We start from the raw sequence: 15,493 nt of genomic DNA, 5'->3' as shown, positions 1-15,493 counted from the left end.
GATCTCGGCCGATTCGCCGCGCTTCTTCGATTCCTTTGCAAGGACTTTGATGATTTCTTCGTCGGTGAGGACCCGTGCTTCCTTACCGGCAACCTCTTCGGTCTGGATGGCTGCCATGAGCATCCGAAGGGTGGCTGTACGTAGCGGATCCTTCGCCTTCATGGATGCAACCATGTCGGTTCGGAGGGTGGCTTTGAGCGATGGTGTCGTGTCGGACATGGTGGAAACGCTACGCGCTCGGCGTTTCGAGCGTGCCGATAGTTACCTCCGCCCGGACACAATTCTCTGTGGAATAGCTGTAAAAGGCGGCGAGAGCGACGCAGAAGAACGCCACACCCGTATCCTTGAGAGGTGTCTTCCCAGTTCCGCACCAATCTGACCCGCACCGCACTTGGTGCCGCGGGCGCCGCTGCACTAGGGATCGGGTACGCATCCGGCATCGAACGCAATGCATTTGCACTGCGTGAGGTGACGATGCCAGTCCTGGCGCCCGGTTCGTCGTCGCTGCGGGTCCTCCATCTCAGCGACCTGCACATGATGCCGAACCAACGGTTGAAACAGAATTGGTTGCGTGAGCTCGAAGGCCTCGACCCCGACCTCGTGGTCAACACCGGCGACAACTTGTCGCATCAGCGCAGCGTCCCGGCAGTGGTCCAGGCGCTCGGCGATCTGTTGGCTCGGCCAGGTCTGTTCGTCTTCGGCAGCAACGACTACTTCGCTCCGAAACCGAAGAATCCACTGAGCTACATCTTCAACAAGGACAAGCGCATCACCGGGGATCCCCTCCCCTGGGGCGATCTGCGGGCCGCGTTCACCGAACGTGGATGGCTGGACATGACCCACGTGCGCCGCGAACTCGAAGTGGCCGGTATTCGCATTGCTGCCGCCGGCGTCGATGATCCGCACCTGAAGCGCGATCGCTACGACACCGTCGCCGGAACACCCAATCCCGTCGCCCAGCTCAAGCTCGGCCTGACGCACTCACCCGAACCTCGAGTTCTCGACCGGTTCGCCGACGACGGCTACGACCTGGTGCTCGCCGGCCACACGCACGGTGGTCAGCTGTGCCTTCCGTTCTACGGCGCGCTGGTCACCAACTGCCAGATAGACCGATCCCGGGTCAAGGGACCGTCGAAGTGGGGCGCGCACACCCAGCTGCACGTCTCAGCGGGCATCGGCACTTCGCCGTGGGCTCCGGCACGCTTCTGCTGCCGCCCCGAGGCAACTCTGCTGACTTTGGTTCCGGCGACCAGGCGCGAACCGGAGCATGTCTCCGCACACAGTTCCGCAGAGTCTCCAGCGTCGGTTCTACGCAACTGACCTGCGGATTTAATGTCAGTCGACTCGGTAATGTAAGCTAACCGAGGTTCGACACGGGGTGTGGCGCAGCTTGGTAGCGCGCTTCGTTCGGGACGAAGAGGTCGTGGGTTCAAATCCCGCCACCCCGACAGTGAAGAACAGAAATCGAGGCCCTTCCGCTTACGCGGGAGGGCCTCGATTTCGTTGACGATAAGGTGAAGCCGTGGCATCCGAACCAGACTTCGCGCACAACGACATGGCGAGCCGTAGCCGACGTGAGAAAGCTGTCGGTCTTGCCAAGTTCGCCTGGGATCGCGATATCAGTAGTGCAGAGTTGCTCGACATGCCCGACGATCGGCTGCGCAAGCTTGCGCGGGCGGCGGGCGCCAATCCGCCCAGCACGCGGGAGACCTGGACGATCGCGGCCGGACTGCTCGACGAGAAAGCTGTGTGGGCAGCCGCTAACCCTGACCGTCCCGAAGCTCGGCGTGAGCATCCGGACGAGAAGATCATGTGGGTGAAGAAGCCGATCGAGCCCTGGCTGTGACAGCCGAATTGAGTGCAGCTGTGACAGCCGAATTGAGTGCAGCTGTGACAGCCGAATTCAGCGGAGCTGTGAAGCGGTGATCGGGCAGGTCGATGAAGTAGTTGTGGATTGCTCCGCACCAGCCCAGTTGGCGATCTTCTGGGCCGGAATCCTCGGTGGGCAGCCGGTGGAGCGGAGCGCGGAGTGGGCGTTTGTCGACCCTCCAGGATGGACTCGCCTCGCCTTCCAGCGTGTACCGGAATCCAAGCTGACGAAGAATCGTCTACACATCGACGTCAGTGTGGATGACGTCGTCGCTGCGACCGAAGCTGCCGAGCGCCTCGGCGCAACTCGGGTCGGTACTGTCCAGCAGGACCCGGCCGGCACCTTTCAGGTGCTGCTGGATCCCGAGGGAAACGAGTGGTGCGTCGTCCGAAGTGCCGGAAGGTGATTTACGCTCCCGCTACGGTTTCGCGAGCCCAACGGTAGTCGGCCTTACCGCTGGGCGAGCGGAGGATGGTTGGTACGAGCACGATCGAGCGGGGGATCTTGTACCCGGCGACGTGGGTGCGGCAATGCTCCGACAATGATTCCGTCGCAACATCTTCGAATCCCGGTCGAACCTGCACCACCGCGGCGACCTTCTCACCGAATCGAGTGTCGGGCGCACCCGCCACCAAAGCGTCGAAAACTGCCGGGTGAGTTTTGAGTGCCTGCTCGACTTCTTCGGGGTAGACCTTCTCGCCGCCGGAGTTGATGCACATCGAACCGCGCCCGAGCAGCACGATGGTTCCGTCGGCTTCCATCGTGCCCATGTCCCCGAGTACCGCCAGACGAACCCCGTCGACGACGGGAAAAGTTGCAGCAGTCTTGGCCGGGTCGCCGAAGTAGGCAACAGGAACATGGCCGGCCCGGGCGATGAAACCGACTGTGTCCGAGCCTGGTTCGATGCGACGGAATTCGTCGTCCACAAGAATCATGTTGGGGTTGGATCGAATTCGCTTGGAACCGTCCTCACCGAATTCGACGACGCCGTCGTTGCCGGATTCCGAAGCACCGAATGCATCCTTGATCACCAACCCCGGTAGTCGGGTTGTCAGTTCTGCCTTCAGGTTCGGAGAGAACAATGCGCCACCCGACCCGATCAGTTGGAGAGTCGAAAGGTCGTAGCGCCCTTCGCTTGCGGTGATGGCGTCGGCGATCGGCCGAGCAATCGCGTCGCCGACGACGGTGATTCCGGTGATCTTCTCGGCCTCGACCAGTCGCAACACTTCCATCGGATCGAAGCTGCGGGTCAGCACTCGGGGCGCTCCCATGAGGAATGCCGTGAGCAGTGAATAGATTGCGGCTCCATGCATGAGCGGCGGGATGAGTAGCAGCACAGTTGGATTGGTGTTCGCTACAGCTGCATCCACAACCTCTTCGAGGCTACGACGCGGCGGCCCGCTGAGGTTCGCTCCGGACAGGGCGGCAAAGAAGAAGTCCTCGTGCCGCCACACCACACCCTTGGGCATTCCGGTTGTGCCGCCGGTGTAGATGATGAAATGGTCGTCGTTGCTGCGAGGGCCGAAGTCGCGGGTATCAGTCTGCGCGGCAAGGGCGTTCTCGTAGTCTTCGCCGACGATCAACACGTGGGTGATCTCCGGACACTGCGGAACCACGGCCAATGCCGTCGGCGCGAATTCCTCTTCGACCAGCAGTGCCACCATTTGAGAGTTGGTGTAGATGTACAGGAGTTCTGCATCGGTATAGCGGAAGTTGACGTTGATCGGTACCGCTCTGATCTTCAAGCAAGCCAGGAGCGCTTCGACGTACTCGACGCAGTTACGCATGTGAATACCGACGTGCTGCCCAGGCTCGACGCCCACCGACTGCAGATGATGAGCGAGTCGGTTCGATCGCAGTTCGAGTTCGGCGTAGCTCAATCGCACGTCTTCCAGAATCAAGGGAACTCGATCGGGGATCGCATCGGCAACGGCCTCGAACAGATCGGCAATGTTCAGGGTCATCGAAATCCTCACTACACGCGTCTTCGCTTACCAGTACAGGTCTTTCGCGAAGCTAACACGTTGGTCGCACCCTGTAGTCCGAATTGCGTAGCGGTCCCGCTGAGCGAGACCTGACGCGCCGCTCACCTGGCATCAACGGTGCGGATACCTCCCTGACCAAGCCCGATAGCCGAAAGGTAGGGTAGCCTAATGCACTCACGCACCACTCTCCGGAGCCGCACGTCGGTCCGGGTCGCCATGGTTGCTCTGGCGACTGTTTTTGCCGCTACGGCCTGCGGCGCTTCCGACGCCGGCGGCAATGCAAACGGCAACACCGATGTCGCGACCGGCGGCAAGCTGTTCAGCACCGCCGACACGGAAACCGCGAAGCTCGGCAGCGATGCCGCGCCAGGCGAGTTCCCTCGCACCATCACCCATGCCCTGGGCGAGACCACCCTCGAGGCCAAGCCGACCCGCGTCGTCGTCCTCGACAGCGGTGAACTCGACGAGGTTCTCTCGCTCGGGATCACCCCGGTCGGCATCGCCAGCCCGGAAAGCGCCGCCGGTCAGCCGTCGTACCTGGCGGACAAGTTGGTCGGTGTCCCCGATGTCGGCACGACCAACAACCTCAACCTCGAGGCGATCACCGCACTGCAGCCCGATCTGATCCTCGGCAGCAAGCTGCGCCAGGACAAGCTTTACCCGCAACTCGCGGCAATCGCTCCGACGGTCTTCAGCATCCGCCCCGGCTTTCCGTGGAAGGAGAACTTCCTCCTTGCCGGTGACGCACTCGGCGAGGAGACCAAGGCTGAGCAGGTTCTCAACGACTACCAAGAGCACGCCGACAAGGTACGTGAGTCGATCGACGGCTCCCCGACCGTTTCACTGGTTCGTTTCATGTCCGGGAAGCTGCGCCTGTACGGCAATTTGTCGTTCATCGGCGTCATCTTGAAGGACGTCGGTCTGCCCCGCCCGGCGATCCAGGACATCGACGAACTGGCCGTCGAGGTCAGCCCCGAAACGATCACCGAGGCGGAGGGTGACCGAATCTTCTACTCCAGCTACGGAAATCCCGCCGACACGGGCCAGACCACGGTTGTTGCCGGACCGCTGTGGGCCAGCATGGACGCAGTCAAGGAAGGACGCGCCACCGAGGTGAGCGACGAGACCTGGTTCCTGGGCCTCGGCCCGACAGGTGCCGGACTGGTTCTCGACGACCTGCAGGCCAAGCTCGGCAAGTAGCCGTCACCGGCACAAAGAACGCCGCCCGACTCTCCGGAGTCGAGCGGCGTTTTTTGTTCAGCGGTTGTCCTGCTCGAGGTGTTCGTTCATCGTCGAGTGAAGGTCGACGAGAAATTCCTCGAATCGACTGAGCAGTTCGGGCGGGTACTTCGCCATCATGGCGTCGAGTCGCACGGCAAGGGGCCCGAAGAACTCGTCCGCCAGGTCCTGCACATGCGCACTGCTGTGCAGCGTGACCACTCGCCGGTCGGCATTCTCTCGGGTCCGGACGATATGTCCCGCCTTCTCCAGGCGGTTGAGCAACGCGGTGGTTGCACCCGACGTCAGCGAGATCCGCTCTCCGAGGCGGGCGGGTGAGAGCGGCGTCCCCTTCTCCTCGGCAGCGGTGATTTCCATCAAGGCAGTCGCGTCGGTGGAATGCAGGCCGAGCCACGACGCGAATCGATGGCTGAATTCGGTGAACGTGCCACCGTACGCGCGGAATTCGTCCATCAGCCGCTCCCGCTCCACGGAGATGTCGCGCGGTGCCTCCACCTCGGTGATCCCACCTTTCCTGTGCCAGACGGCGGCCGGTCGAACCCAGCGCGCACGTTGACAACTTACCGTCTCAAATATACCTTCATAATAAAGTTACTTCACAATGGAGGTTTATTCGTGAACATCTCACCCACCACCCGCAAGTGGTTGGGCCTGATCGCCATTGCACTCGGCGTGGCACTGATCGTCGTCGACACCACGATCGTCAACGTCATAGTTCCCTCGATCATCGAAGATCTCGGGATCAATTCCGTTCAGGCTCAATGGATCCAAGAGTCCTACGCAATCGTGTTCGCGGCACTCCTGCTTCTGGTCGGCAGAGTTGCCGACCTGGTCGGCGCCCGTCGTATCTTCATCGCCGGTGTCGTCGTGTTCGGCGCAACGAGCCTGCTGGCCGGACTGGCGCCGAACGGCGGTCTGCTCATCCTGGCGCGCTTCCTGCAGGGCGCCGGCGCGGCCATGATCCTGCCCACGTCACTGTCGCTTCTGAACGCGATGTTCACCGGAAAGGCGCGCGGCCAGGCCTTCGCGGTCTGGGGCTCCACCATCGGCGCTGCATCCGCCCTCGGCCCATTGCTCGGCGGCTGGCTTGCCGAACATGCCTCATGGCGTTGGGCATTCGGGATCAACATTCCGCTTGCTGCGCTCATTCTGATCGGCGCAGTGCTGTTCATCGCGCCCTCACCCCGCACCGCAGGGCGCGTCGACGCCACCGGAGCGGCACTGTCCATCGCCGGCCTGGGCCTGCTGGCCTTCGGACTCGTCGAGGGACGAACGTACGGGTGGCTGACGACGAAGGAACCCTTCGATCTATTCGGTCTGTCATGGTCCAGCGGCCCGTCGCCGGTTCTGGTGGCGCTGGTTCTCGCCGTTCTGTCGCTCGGTGCGTTCGCCTACCGTCAAACCATGCTCACCCGCAGCGCCGATCCGTCGCGGGCGCTGATGGACGTACGGTTGTTCTCCATCTCGTCGTTCCGCAACGGCAACATCGCGACGCTGATCATCGGGCTCGGCGAGTTCGGAATCGTTGCGGTGCTTCCTCTCTGGCTCCAGTTCACGCTCGGATACAGCGCACTCCAGGCAGGGCTCGCACTGGTTCCCATTGCCATCGGCAGCTTTGTCGCCAGTGGTGCGAGCTTCGGGCTGGCATCGAAGGTCTCGCCGTTGGGCTTGGTCCGTATCGGTTTGGCTCTCGAAGCGCTCGGTCTCGCCGGTCTCGGATTCATCGCTGCGACAGACAGCCCCTGGTGGACTATCGCCGCAGTGCTGTTCTTCTACGGAATCGGCGTCGGTTTTGCGACTGCCCAGGTGACCAACGTCGTGCTCGAGGAGATTCCCGAGCAGAGCGCCGGTCAGGGCTCCGGCATTCAGAGCGCGTTCCGCCAACTCGGATCCGCACTGGGCATCGCCGTCCTCACCACGGTCTTCTTCAGCACTCTCAATTCGACGCTGAACAACGACCTCACCGGATCCGGTGTCGACCAAGCTCAGGCTGATCAGTTGACGCGGGCAGTCACCGACAGCGCAGGCGCCGCCATCGACTCGCTGGCCGGTTCACCGAACACTGCCTTCGTCGCCGACGCTGCCCAATCTGCGATGACTCACGGCATCACACTCGGCGGATACCTTGCGGCCGGATTTGTCGTGGTGGGCCTGATCGCCACGGCGCTCATCCCGAACAAGCCTGCCCCGTCAAACGAGGAGGAAACGAAAGCAGCAGCCGACGTCGCCTGACGGTCGGATCGGTGCAGTACGGTGCCGGTATGCGATTGCCCTGGTCACGGTCATCACAGTCACGGTCAGCACAGTCACGGTCAGCACAGTCACGGTCAGCACAGTCACGGTCAGCACCGGTGCTCAGTGAGGCCGACATCGTCGCCGTAGGTGAGCAAGCACGCGAACTGGTACTCCCAGGTTTCGCGACGTTCGACGAAATCTGCGAAGCCGCCCGAGACTGTGTCGAGGGCGGCTTCGAGAACGACGAACTCGGCAGACAGATCGACGCAGTAGTGCGTGAGGTCTGGGACCACAGACTCGGGGAGCAGACCCAGTGGACGGCTCCCGGCGACTTCGAGCGCCTCTCCGCAGCCTTCGCTGATCTCGAGCGCAACGGCATCGTAGCCCGGATGAACTTCACCTGCTGCATGCAGTGCGGCACTACTGAAATCGACGACGAACGCACGCCGTCCGAACCCGACGAGAACGGGTATCCCTTTGCTCAGTGGGCGTACACGTTCTTCCACATGCAAGATGCGGAGCGTCTCGGCGACGAGCCGTCCGATCTCTACTTGTCCTACAGTGCGTTTCGTCCGGCCCACGATCTCGATCCCGCGCTGGTCGCCGCTGCCTTCGGCGGCGACGAAACCGCCAAGGCACACATGATCGCGCACACCGATCAGACCGTCGGGCGCCAGGTAGCCGACGCACTCCGAACTCAGGGGCTGAGCGTCGATTGGAACGGTGACAACAATCAGCGTATCCGTGTCACCGACGTATGTTGGCGCAAACCGCTTCCGCAGTAGGAGATTCAGCTGGGTGGCAATACGCGGTCGAGGAACGTATTGCTGAAGACGCGGTGTGGGTCGTGTTCGTCGAGAGTGGCGAGAGCGAAGTCCCAATTCCCGTCGCCACCGGCACGGAAGGTGGCAGGCACTGTGCTGGTGAGGAATTCGTCGTCCTGGTACGCCGCCTGATCGGTGAATGCCCACCCCTTGGACCACTCCGGACGGAAGGTCGCGTAATCGCCGGAGTAGTTCGCGACCATCCACCGTTCCATTTCGCGAAGGAAGGCAGGCAATCCCGCGGTGCCGGGAATCGAGACTACGTTCATCCAGATCGCTGTGTCCCAGTCCTGACGATCCGCCCGCGGCCGCACCGCTGACAGGTCCGGCGCTCCGGCGCTGTCGACCAACACCTCGCCGTCATCGTCGACACCGCAGAGACGCACTTCGAACGGCATGTTGACGGGATACTGCCCCAGCGACGCGTAGTGCGTCATTCGTTCGTTCAGCCAACTCGTCATCTCGTGGACGACTCGGCCGATGTTGGACCGCTTGGTGATCACGGCTCCGCCCCCGGCTACGACGCGCAAGGTCGTGTGCCGGAGGTAGAACAGAACGTCTTTCGACCAGCCCCAGAGATCGTCGGTGTCGGTCAGCACCAATCCTGCTGCTACAGCGCCGAACTGAGAGGCGCCGAACAGCGGTGTCGCACCTTGGAGACCCTGTGCCACCATCCCCAACGGGGTAGTGACCTCTTCGGGAATCGCGTCGGAGAAGAAGTAGTTGTACGGCCCGCTCACCTCTCGGGACTCCGGCGGTTTGACCGGGGTCGGTGTCCAGACCTTGAGCCACGGTGTTTGCGTGAACGGGAACCAGATTGCTTCCACCCGTCCGGATTTCTCGACGAAACTCTCGTAGGTACGCCCTGGCGAACCGGGAGCAGCAAAGAGTTCTTGCCACGGAATGTCGGTGAAACTCTGGCACCGCAGCCGATAATTCTCCCCGGCTTGCAGCGTCACGGAGGTGACGAAGGTTCGACCCAGATGGGTCAGGAAGGCGGTGCTCTCGACGTCCGATCGGTGAAATGTCTTCAGTGCGTACCGATTGATGCCTTCGTCCCACGCCACCACCGTGATCTCTGTGATCAGGTTGCTCAGCGAACCATACGATTGACCAGGGGTGATCGTCTCCCCCACCGCCGGATAGGTTGCCCCGTGAGCACCGATCGCCAGCGCGCCGGCGATGGACAGCTCACCGATCGCCGGAGAGTTGGCCCAGCCGAGCCCTTCTCGCTCGAGCGCTGTCAGAATCGCTTCGATACTGGCGCCGGCGCCCGCCGTGACCGTTGCGGGCGTGCCGTGCTGCACCACAACCGAATTCAAGTTGGCCATCGTATCGACCAGCAGAACTCGATCCGAAGGCGCGCCGGGCACCACCGTCAACGGGCTCCACCCGTGCATCGTTCCCTTCGCACGCACTGTGTACCCGTTGTCGAACGCCCAGTTGGCGAGGGTGACCACGTCGTCGCTGTGACGTGCCGTGGCCGTCCACACGCTGTCGAGCATGATTTCTCGCGACCAGTTCGCGTACGCCTGCTGTGACAACGGAATGTCCGACGGAAATCCGGGCGGTGGCGCGATGGTCGATGCCGAACCCCAGGGAACTGCTCCAGCCGGCGCCCAGGAAATGCCCGCGAGAGCAGCTGCGCCGGCACTCGCTGCGAGAAATCCGCGCCGGCTCACACCGTCTTCGCTCGAGCTGTGCTCTGCCATGCGCTCTGCTTGATGCACCACTGCTCACTCCGTCAGCCGACTCGGTTCATGTCAGGGACGAACGTAGAACAAATATGATTACGATGCCAGTGGTTCCGTAATAAAAGTTTTCCGAAGCTCACTGCACCATCGGAGCGAAGACCGCGTAGATCGCTTCCGGGGCACCGTCGAACGCACTGATGATCAACCAGGCAGTCAGAACCGTCAACGCCGGCCCGATCAGGATCTTCTCGAGGTTCCCACCTGCACGGATGGACAGGAATGACGGCAGCCGTTGTTCCCACCATCGTTTGCCGCCGAGCGGAATCAGGGGCGCGAGAAACGGCACCCCTTCCTTGGTGATCGCATCGCCGAGACAGTGCGTGGCGCAGCCCAAGGCCACCGCAACACCTAGCCCCGTGGATCCAGCCTCACTCGGATACCACTGCCAGGTGAGGGCAGAGAGCACCAACGCAACGGCGGAGACCGCGAGCCAACCCTTCTCCTTGGCCAATTCACCCGCCAATCCACGGATGGCCAACCCGAGGCAGAAGAACAGGGTGATGATGATGGCTGGCTTCCCGAACTGAACAACCAGCGCCGAGACCCCGGCACCCAACCCGGCGGCGAACAGCGCGGTGTGCGTGAGCGTCCGATGCCCACCACGACGCTTGCCGTCCTTCTTGCCTTTGGTGATGCGGTAGAAGGTCACCGAAATTGCGTCGATGCCTTTGGCCAGAGCCTTGCTGAGCGGACCGAATGATCGCGAAACCGTCGACTGACCGGTATCGAGGTCGGGAAGCAAGGCGGCTCCGGCACACACTCCGGCAAAGGTCAAAGTTTCCGCAGTGGATGTGGGCCCTCCCCAGTCGAGAGGCAACAACTCCGCAACCACCAACCCCACAGCAGCACCGGACATCGCGTGGGTGGGGCCCATGACCATGAAACACAACACCTTTCGAAACGCGCCCCGCATCAGGCCGTACCGCACCCTCTGCAAGACACCACACACATGACGCCGTCGGCGACGGCCCCGGCATGCTCGCCGAGACCGCCCCGAACGTAGCAAGTGCTACCGACAGGCTTGACCAACCTCCAGACCCAGTTGAGTACGGCCGTACCGTTCCAGGTCAAAGCGGTTCATGCGGAGCTTTTTTCGCTCGTCAGCCCGCGGCAACCGTGCATGACAGGGCAACGCCTTCCTCCAGCGGAGCGACACCGGCCATGTCGAGCACCTCTGCCGGAACACCTTCGGTGGTCTGAGCCCATTCGACGGTCGGCAACGCCGGCACCCCTTCACGCGCAACGAATGTCGCAGCTTCGCTCGGCACTTCGATAGTGACTGCGGCCGTACCGGCCTCCTCCGCGCGCACGACCTTCCCCTCGTCGATGAGCTTCTGCAGCTCCTCGTCGGAAATCGGCGCCGCGACACCACACGCTACTTCGGGAGCCACACCCAACTCGGACGGAGCGGTCGCGATCGACCGCACCGCCACCGGTGACCCGTCGGAAATCGGATTGGAAGCCCAGGCGATTCCCGGCGCCACTGCCATACCGAGGACCGCCACGGACGCCACCACCACACCGGTCCGGCGGGCCCGCTTGCCGTTCACTTTCAATCGCGTCATCGTAGTTCTCCTTGATCGAACGTTCTCGAGTTCTCGGCGCGGTCGCATCCGAGAAACCCGAGGTTATGAAGCCAACACTGCAGATCTGTTGTCGGTTTCTTAGGAGTTGATGAGAATGCGACGGCCCTCGCTCCGAGCGAGGCCCCAGGCCTTGATCCGATGGCACCATGGCTGGGGTGAGTACACGCGAGCGCATCCTGATCGTTGACGACGACGCGAAGGTTCTGAATTCGCTCGAACGTGGACTCCGATTGTCGGGCTTCGACACGGCAACTGCCGTCGACGGACGATCGGCCTTGTCATCGGTGAACAAGCAATGCCCGGCCGCGCTCGTTCTCGACGTCAACATGCCCGGTCTCGACGGCGTCGGGGTGGTGACCGCCCTGCGCGCGATCGGCAACGAGGTTCCGATCTGCGTGCTCAGCGCCCGAAGTTCCGTGGGTGATCGCATCGCGGGGCTGGAGGCGGGCGCCGACGACTACCTCACCAAGCCCTTCGAGTTGGCCGAGCTCGTCGCCAGACTCCGCGCATTGCTTCGACGCACGACGCGAGCCACCCCGTCGGTCGACCATCCGATCACGGTGGGACCGCTGACGGTCGATCTCCGCGGCCATCGAGCGCACATCGACGGTAGGCGAATCGAACTCACCAAAAGAGAATTCGACCTGTTGTCGGTACTCGCCGAGCACGCCGGTGTCGTACTCAGTCGCGCACAACTCCTGCGACTCGTCTGGGGTTACGACTTCGCCGCCGACACCAATGTCGTCGACGTCTTTGTCACCTACCTACGCAAGAAACTCGAAGTCGACGGAGCGCCCCGCGTGATCCACACAGTGCGTGGGGTGGGCTTCGTCCTGAGGGCCGAACGATGAAGCGGCCGCTGTCACTTCAGACTCGCGTAGCCATCGCCTCGGGCCTGGCCGCCGGAATCGTGATTGCCGCGATCGGAATTGCGTTCGCGGTCTTTCTGCGTGTCAACGGATCCGAACAACTCGAACGCACTCTCGATTCCGTCACCCTGGGCGTCGCGGCGAGTGCGCCGAGCCCGCTATTCATCGAAACACCAACTGCAACAACAGAACCATCCGTGGTCAGCCCCGGATTCAACGCCGCGACCGTCAGCGCCTTGGCTACCACCGATGTTCGCAGTCGTGATGTTCTGGTGCCCGGCGACAGCGGCGCCGCACTGGCCGTCAGCATCCCCGAAGACCCACTGACCCAGGCAATCCGTGAGCAGCAGTTCCAAGTGGCCGCTGCAGCAGTGGTCGCCATCCTTGCCGCGGCCGGGCTCGGTTGGTTCCTCACCGGCCGAGCCGTCCGGCCACTACAGCAATTGACCGAGACCACCAGTTCGATCGGCAACAACCTCGACGTCGACGGACTCTCGCGCCGGGCACCGTCGGTACGTGGAACGCGAGAAGCCGAAGAACTGTCGGAGGCAATCCACAGCATGCTCAGTCGCATCGAAAGCGATCGAAGCCGCACCGAGGAGGCGTTGGAGTCGGCACGCGATTTCGCTCGCGTCTCCGCCCACGAACTGCGCACACCTCTCACGTCGATGCGTACCGATCTCGAAGTTCTCGCAACACTCGATCTCACGGGAAGCCAACGGCGCGAACTGTCCGGCGAATTGTTGGAAGCGCAGCGCCAGATCGAGCGCACCCTGACCGACCTCGAGACTCTAGCCCTGGGTGACGTGGCCGATCCCGAGGATTGTGCCGACGTCGATCTCGTCGAGGTTGCCGATCGCGCCGTCGCTGACGCCGGCCGTCTGCACCCGCAGGTCGACGTTCGTTTGAAAGCACCGGAAGAACTTTCGGTTCAGGCCTTTCCCGCGGGTATCCGTCTGGTGCTGACCAACGCCGTCACCAATTCCGTTCGGCACGGCAATGCCGACGAAGTCGAGATCACCGTCCGATCAGGGGCTGCGACGGGTTCGGCGACGGTTTTCGTCGACGACAACGGCACCGTGATCGCGCCTTCGGAACGCGAAGCTATGTTCGAGAGATTCGTTCGTGGTACCGGTGCGGGCGACGCCGGAAGCGGTTTGGGACTGGCCCTCGTCGCGCAGCAGGCGAGGCTGCACGGCGGTAGCGCGCGACTCGACAAGAGCCCACTCGGCGGAACTCGATTGATCTTCTCGATCAACCCAATTCGACGTGCAGAGCCTCGAGCAGCGGCTTGGCCGCCTCGTCGAAGAATCGGTCTTGGGTATCTCCACCGATCTGTACCAGTGCCACATCGGTGAATCCGGCGTCCGTGTATGCCTTGACCGCTTCGACGATCACATCGAGATCGGGACCACACGGAATGCTTTCAGCTACATCCTCTTTGCGCACGAACTGAGTCGCACCCGAGAAGCTCGCCGGCGTCGGCAGTTCGGAGTTCACGGACCACCCTCCGCCGAACCACCGGAACTGCTGATGAGCTCGTGCAATTGCCGTGTCGCGATCAGGGTCCCACGAGATCGGAATCTGACCGATGGTCCGGCCTGCGGGAGCCAATCCGTATGCTCGGCCGTGCACGTGCTTCCACAAGTGCACTAGCTCCGAATCCGGTTGCACGGCAATCAGATCGTCGGCCATCGGACCGAAACGCTCGACGGACTTGTCTCCGGACATGGCCAGCGCCAGCGGAACCGGGTTCTCGGGGAGATCCCAGATCCTGGCGGACTGGACGTCGAAGTACTCCCCCTTCCAGCTCACCAGATCTCCGGCGAGCAGTGCGCGAATGATGCTCACCGCCTCCTGCAGCATGTCCTGGCGGGTGTCGATGGACGGCCAACCCTCGCCGACCACATGCTCGTTCAGGCTCTCGCCACTTCCCAATCCCAGGGTGAAGCGTCCGTCCGCGAGGATCTGGATCGTCGCAGCTTTCTGAGCGACGACGGCGGGGTGGTACCTCACGGTCGGACAAGTCACGTACGTCATCAAACCGACTCGCTCGGTGGCGTGGGCGACTGCCCCCAGCACCGACCAGGCGTAGGGTGCATGCCCCTGCTCGGTCAGCCACGGCGAGTAGTGATCACTCATCACTTCGAAGTCGAAGCCGACTTCTTCGGCCCGAACTGCATGGCGAACCAGTTCTTTCGGACCTGCCTGCTCCGTCATCAAGGTGTAGCCGAATCGTGCCATCACTGATCAACTCCCGGTATCTAGGCCTGAAACGAGTTCGGAAATCACACTGCCGTCGAGGTGGTCGAGGAGGTCGCGGGCGTCGTCGTACACGGCAGCCGCACCCGCACCTTCGAGTTCGTCGGTCGACATGCCGCCGCTGCGCACTCCCACAGCCACAACGCCCGCCCATGTCGCCGCCTTCATGTCCCAGACGGCATCCCCGACCATGACCGCATTGCCCGCGTCGACACCTGCCTTCGCGAGCGCGACCTCGATCAGGTCCGGATCAGGTTTGGCCTCGTCGACGGATTCCGAAGAGGTGGCGGCGTAGATCATTTCGTCGATGTCGAGCGTCCGGCGTAGCAACTTCAGTTCGTCGTCCGGCGCCGAGGTAGCGAGCACCACGTGCAGTCCGAGCGAGTGAACTCGGCGGATCAACTCGCGCGCTCCCGGCAGTACTCGGAGACGGTCGGCCGACTGCCGGTAGTACGTGGTGCGAAGTTCTTTGGCTCGCGGTCCGCACCCGTCGATGTCTTCGCCGAGCAAGGACTCCAGTAGTTGGTCTCCGTCCATGCCGATGCTGCGGTGTACCCGCCACGCGTCGACCGGGCGACCTACCTCGAAGAAAGCTCGCGACCACGCTTCTACGTGCAGATAGTTGGAATCGACGAGCGTTCCGTCGATGTCGAAGAGAACCGCACCTATTGCCATGGGAATTGACTGCCCAACACCTCGGTTCGCGAAACTTGTGCCCCGAGCATTCTCAGCTCGAGAAGCGGATCATGGAGAGTGCGAACAGCAGAAGTGCACGTCGAACAGGGGTGTCGTCATGGAGTCAGTCGTTGTATTCCTTCTCGCATGCTTCGTCTATTGGTTTGCGCTTCTGTAGTTGGGTAGACGGAAAC

General features: G+C 62.5%; 16 protein-coding genes and 1 tRNA gene. 9 read left to right on the top strand and 8 right to left on the bottom strand.

Translation table 11 applies throughout. The features are described 5' to 3' along the window. On the bottom strand, window positions 1-219 hold a 219-nt coding region (locus A2J01_RS03900), incomplete at its 3' end, for a GatB/YqeY domain-containing protein (protein WP_197494147.1). A 132-nt stretch (window positions 220-351) separates the two neighbouring features. On the opposite strand from A2J01_RS03900, the gene A2J01_RS03895 reads away from it, so the two are divergent. From A2J01_RS03895 to A2J01_RS03880, 4 genes are all read left to right on the top strand, one after another. Further along, a complete protein-coding gene (locus tag A2J01_RS03895) occupies window positions 352-1,320 on the top strand; it encodes a metallophosphoesterase (RefSeq protein WP_003943461.1) in 969 nt (322 codons plus the stop codon). Between the two features lie 54 nt (window positions 1,321-1,374). After that, window positions 1,375-1,448: transfer RNA gene (locus A2J01_RS03890), tRNA-Pro, on the top strand. A gap of 74 nt (window positions 1,449-1,522) precedes the next feature. Next, complete coding sequence (locus A2J01_RS03885) at window positions 1,523-1,846, top strand: hypothetical protein (RefSeq protein WP_003943496.1); 324 nt, start codon at window positions 1,523-1,525, stop codon at window positions 1,844-1,846. Window positions 1,847-1,922: 76 nt separating this feature from the next. Then, window positions 1,923-2,276, top strand: coding sequence for a VOC family protein (locus A2J01_RS03880; RefSeq protein WP_007732370.1), 354 nt, complete (start codon window positions 1,923-1,925; stop codon window positions 2,274-2,276). 1 nt (window position 2,277) lies between these two features. Here A2J01_RS03880 and A2J01_RS03875 read toward each other — a convergent pair whose 3' ends face one another. Further along, window positions 2,278-3,834, bottom strand: coding sequence for an acyl-CoA synthetase (locus tag A2J01_RS03875; protein WP_007732369.1), 1,557 nt, complete (start codon window positions 3,832-3,834; stop codon window positions 2,278-2,280). A gap of 189 nt (window positions 3,835-4,023) precedes the next feature. Here A2J01_RS03875 and A2J01_RS03870 point away from each other — a divergent pair, with 189 nt between their 5' ends. Further along, window positions 4,024-5,055 carry an ABC transporter substrate-binding protein gene (locus tag A2J01_RS03870; protein ID WP_064112017.1) on the top strand — a complete coding sequence of 344 codons (1,032 nt, stop codon included), beginning with the start codon at window positions 4,024-4,026 and terminating at the stop codon, window positions 5,053-5,055. A gap of 57 nt (window positions 5,056-5,112) precedes the next feature. Here A2J01_RS03870 and A2J01_RS03865 read toward each other — a convergent pair whose 3' ends face one another. After that, window positions 5,113-5,589, bottom strand: a complete 477-nt coding sequence (locus A2J01_RS03865; RefSeq protein ID WP_003943458.1) for a MarR family winged helix-turn-helix transcriptional regulator — start codon at window positions 5,587-5,589, stop codon at window positions 5,113-5,115. 120 nt (window positions 5,590-5,709) lie between these two features. Here A2J01_RS03865 and A2J01_RS03860 point away from each other — a divergent pair, with 120 nt between their 5' ends. Together A2J01_RS03860 and A2J01_RS03855 are read left to right on the top strand one after the other, a co-directional pair. Beyond that, window positions 5,710-7,326, top strand: a complete 1,617-nt coding sequence (locus A2J01_RS03860) for a DHA2 family efflux MFS transporter permease subunit (RefSeq protein WP_054187032.1) — start codon at window positions 5,710-5,712, stop codon at window positions 7,324-7,326. 119 nt (window positions 7,327-7,445) lie between these two features. Beyond that, window positions 7,446-8,114, top strand: coding sequence for a DUF6891 domain-containing protein (locus A2J01_RS03855; RefSeq protein ID WP_042446741.1), 669 nt, complete (start codon window positions 7,446-7,448; stop codon window positions 8,112-8,114). Between the two features lie 5 nt (window positions 8,115-8,119). On the opposite strand, the gene A2J01_RS03850 is transcribed toward A2J01_RS03855, so the two are convergent. The 3 genes from A2J01_RS03850 to A2J01_RS03840 form a co-directional block, all read right to left on the bottom strand. Next, window positions 8,120-9,865, bottom strand: a complete 1,746-nt coding sequence (locus A2J01_RS03850; protein ID WP_064112024.1) for a cholesterol oxidase substrate-binding domain-containing protein — start codon at window positions 9,863-9,865, stop codon at window positions 8,120-8,122. Between the two features lie 118 nt (window positions 9,866-9,983). After that, window positions 9,984-10,787: a metal-dependent hydrolase gene (locus tag A2J01_RS03845; RefSeq protein WP_007732353.1), complete on the bottom strand. Its 804-nt coding sequence runs from the start codon at window positions 10,785-10,787 to the stop codon at window positions 9,984-9,986. A 220-nt stretch (window positions 10,788-11,007) separates the two neighbouring features. Continuing rightward, window positions 11,008-11,472 (bottom strand): hypothetical protein, encoded by a 465-nt coding sequence (locus A2J01_RS03840; RefSeq protein WP_064112015.1) that lies wholly within the window; start codon window positions 11,470-11,472, stop codon window positions 11,008-11,010. A gap of 167 nt (window positions 11,473-11,639) precedes the next feature. Between A2J01_RS03840 and A2J01_RS03835 the strand changes: the two genes are divergently transcribed. Beyond that, a complete protein-coding gene (locus A2J01_RS03835; RefSeq protein WP_003943475.1) occupies window positions 11,640-12,344 on the top strand; it encodes a response regulator transcription factor in 705 nt (234 codons plus the stop codon). After that, on the top strand, window positions 12,341-13,720 hold the full coding sequence (locus tag A2J01_RS03830) for a sensor histidine kinase (protein WP_064112013.1): 1,380 nt from the start codon (window positions 12,341-12,343) through the stop codon (window positions 13,718-13,720). The genes A2J01_RS03835 and A2J01_RS03830 overlap by 4 nt, the downstream gene beginning before the upstream one ends. Here A2J01_RS03830 and A2J01_RS03825 read toward each other — a convergent pair. Together A2J01_RS03825 and A2J01_RS03820 are read right to left on the bottom strand one after the other, a co-directional pair. Next, the gene (locus tag A2J01_RS03825) at window positions 13,617-14,606 is read right to left on the bottom strand and encodes an LLM class F420-dependent oxidoreductase (RefSeq protein WP_007732341.1); all 990 of its coding nucleotides are present in this window, start codon (window positions 14,604-14,606) and stop codon (window positions 13,617-13,619) included. The two genes, A2J01_RS03830 and A2J01_RS03825, sit on opposite strands and share 104 nt — an antisense overlap. 6 nt (window positions 14,607-14,612) lie before the next feature. After that, window positions 14,613-15,299 (bottom strand): HAD family hydrolase, encoded by a 687-nt coding sequence (locus A2J01_RS03820; RefSeq protein ID WP_064112010.1) that lies wholly within the window; start codon window positions 15,297-15,299, stop codon window positions 14,613-14,615. Between the last annotated feature and the right edge of the window lie 194 nt (window positions 15,300-15,493).

The sequence above is a fragment of the Rhodococcus sp. EPR-134 genome, from assembly GCF_001647205.1.
GTDB lineage: Bacteria > Actinomycetota > Actinomycetes > Mycobacteriales > Mycobacteriaceae > Rhodococcus_F > Rhodococcus_F qingshengii.
The sequence above is the reverse complement of the archived record's forward strand: the minus strand, read 5'-3'. Positions and strand labels throughout refer to the sequence as shown.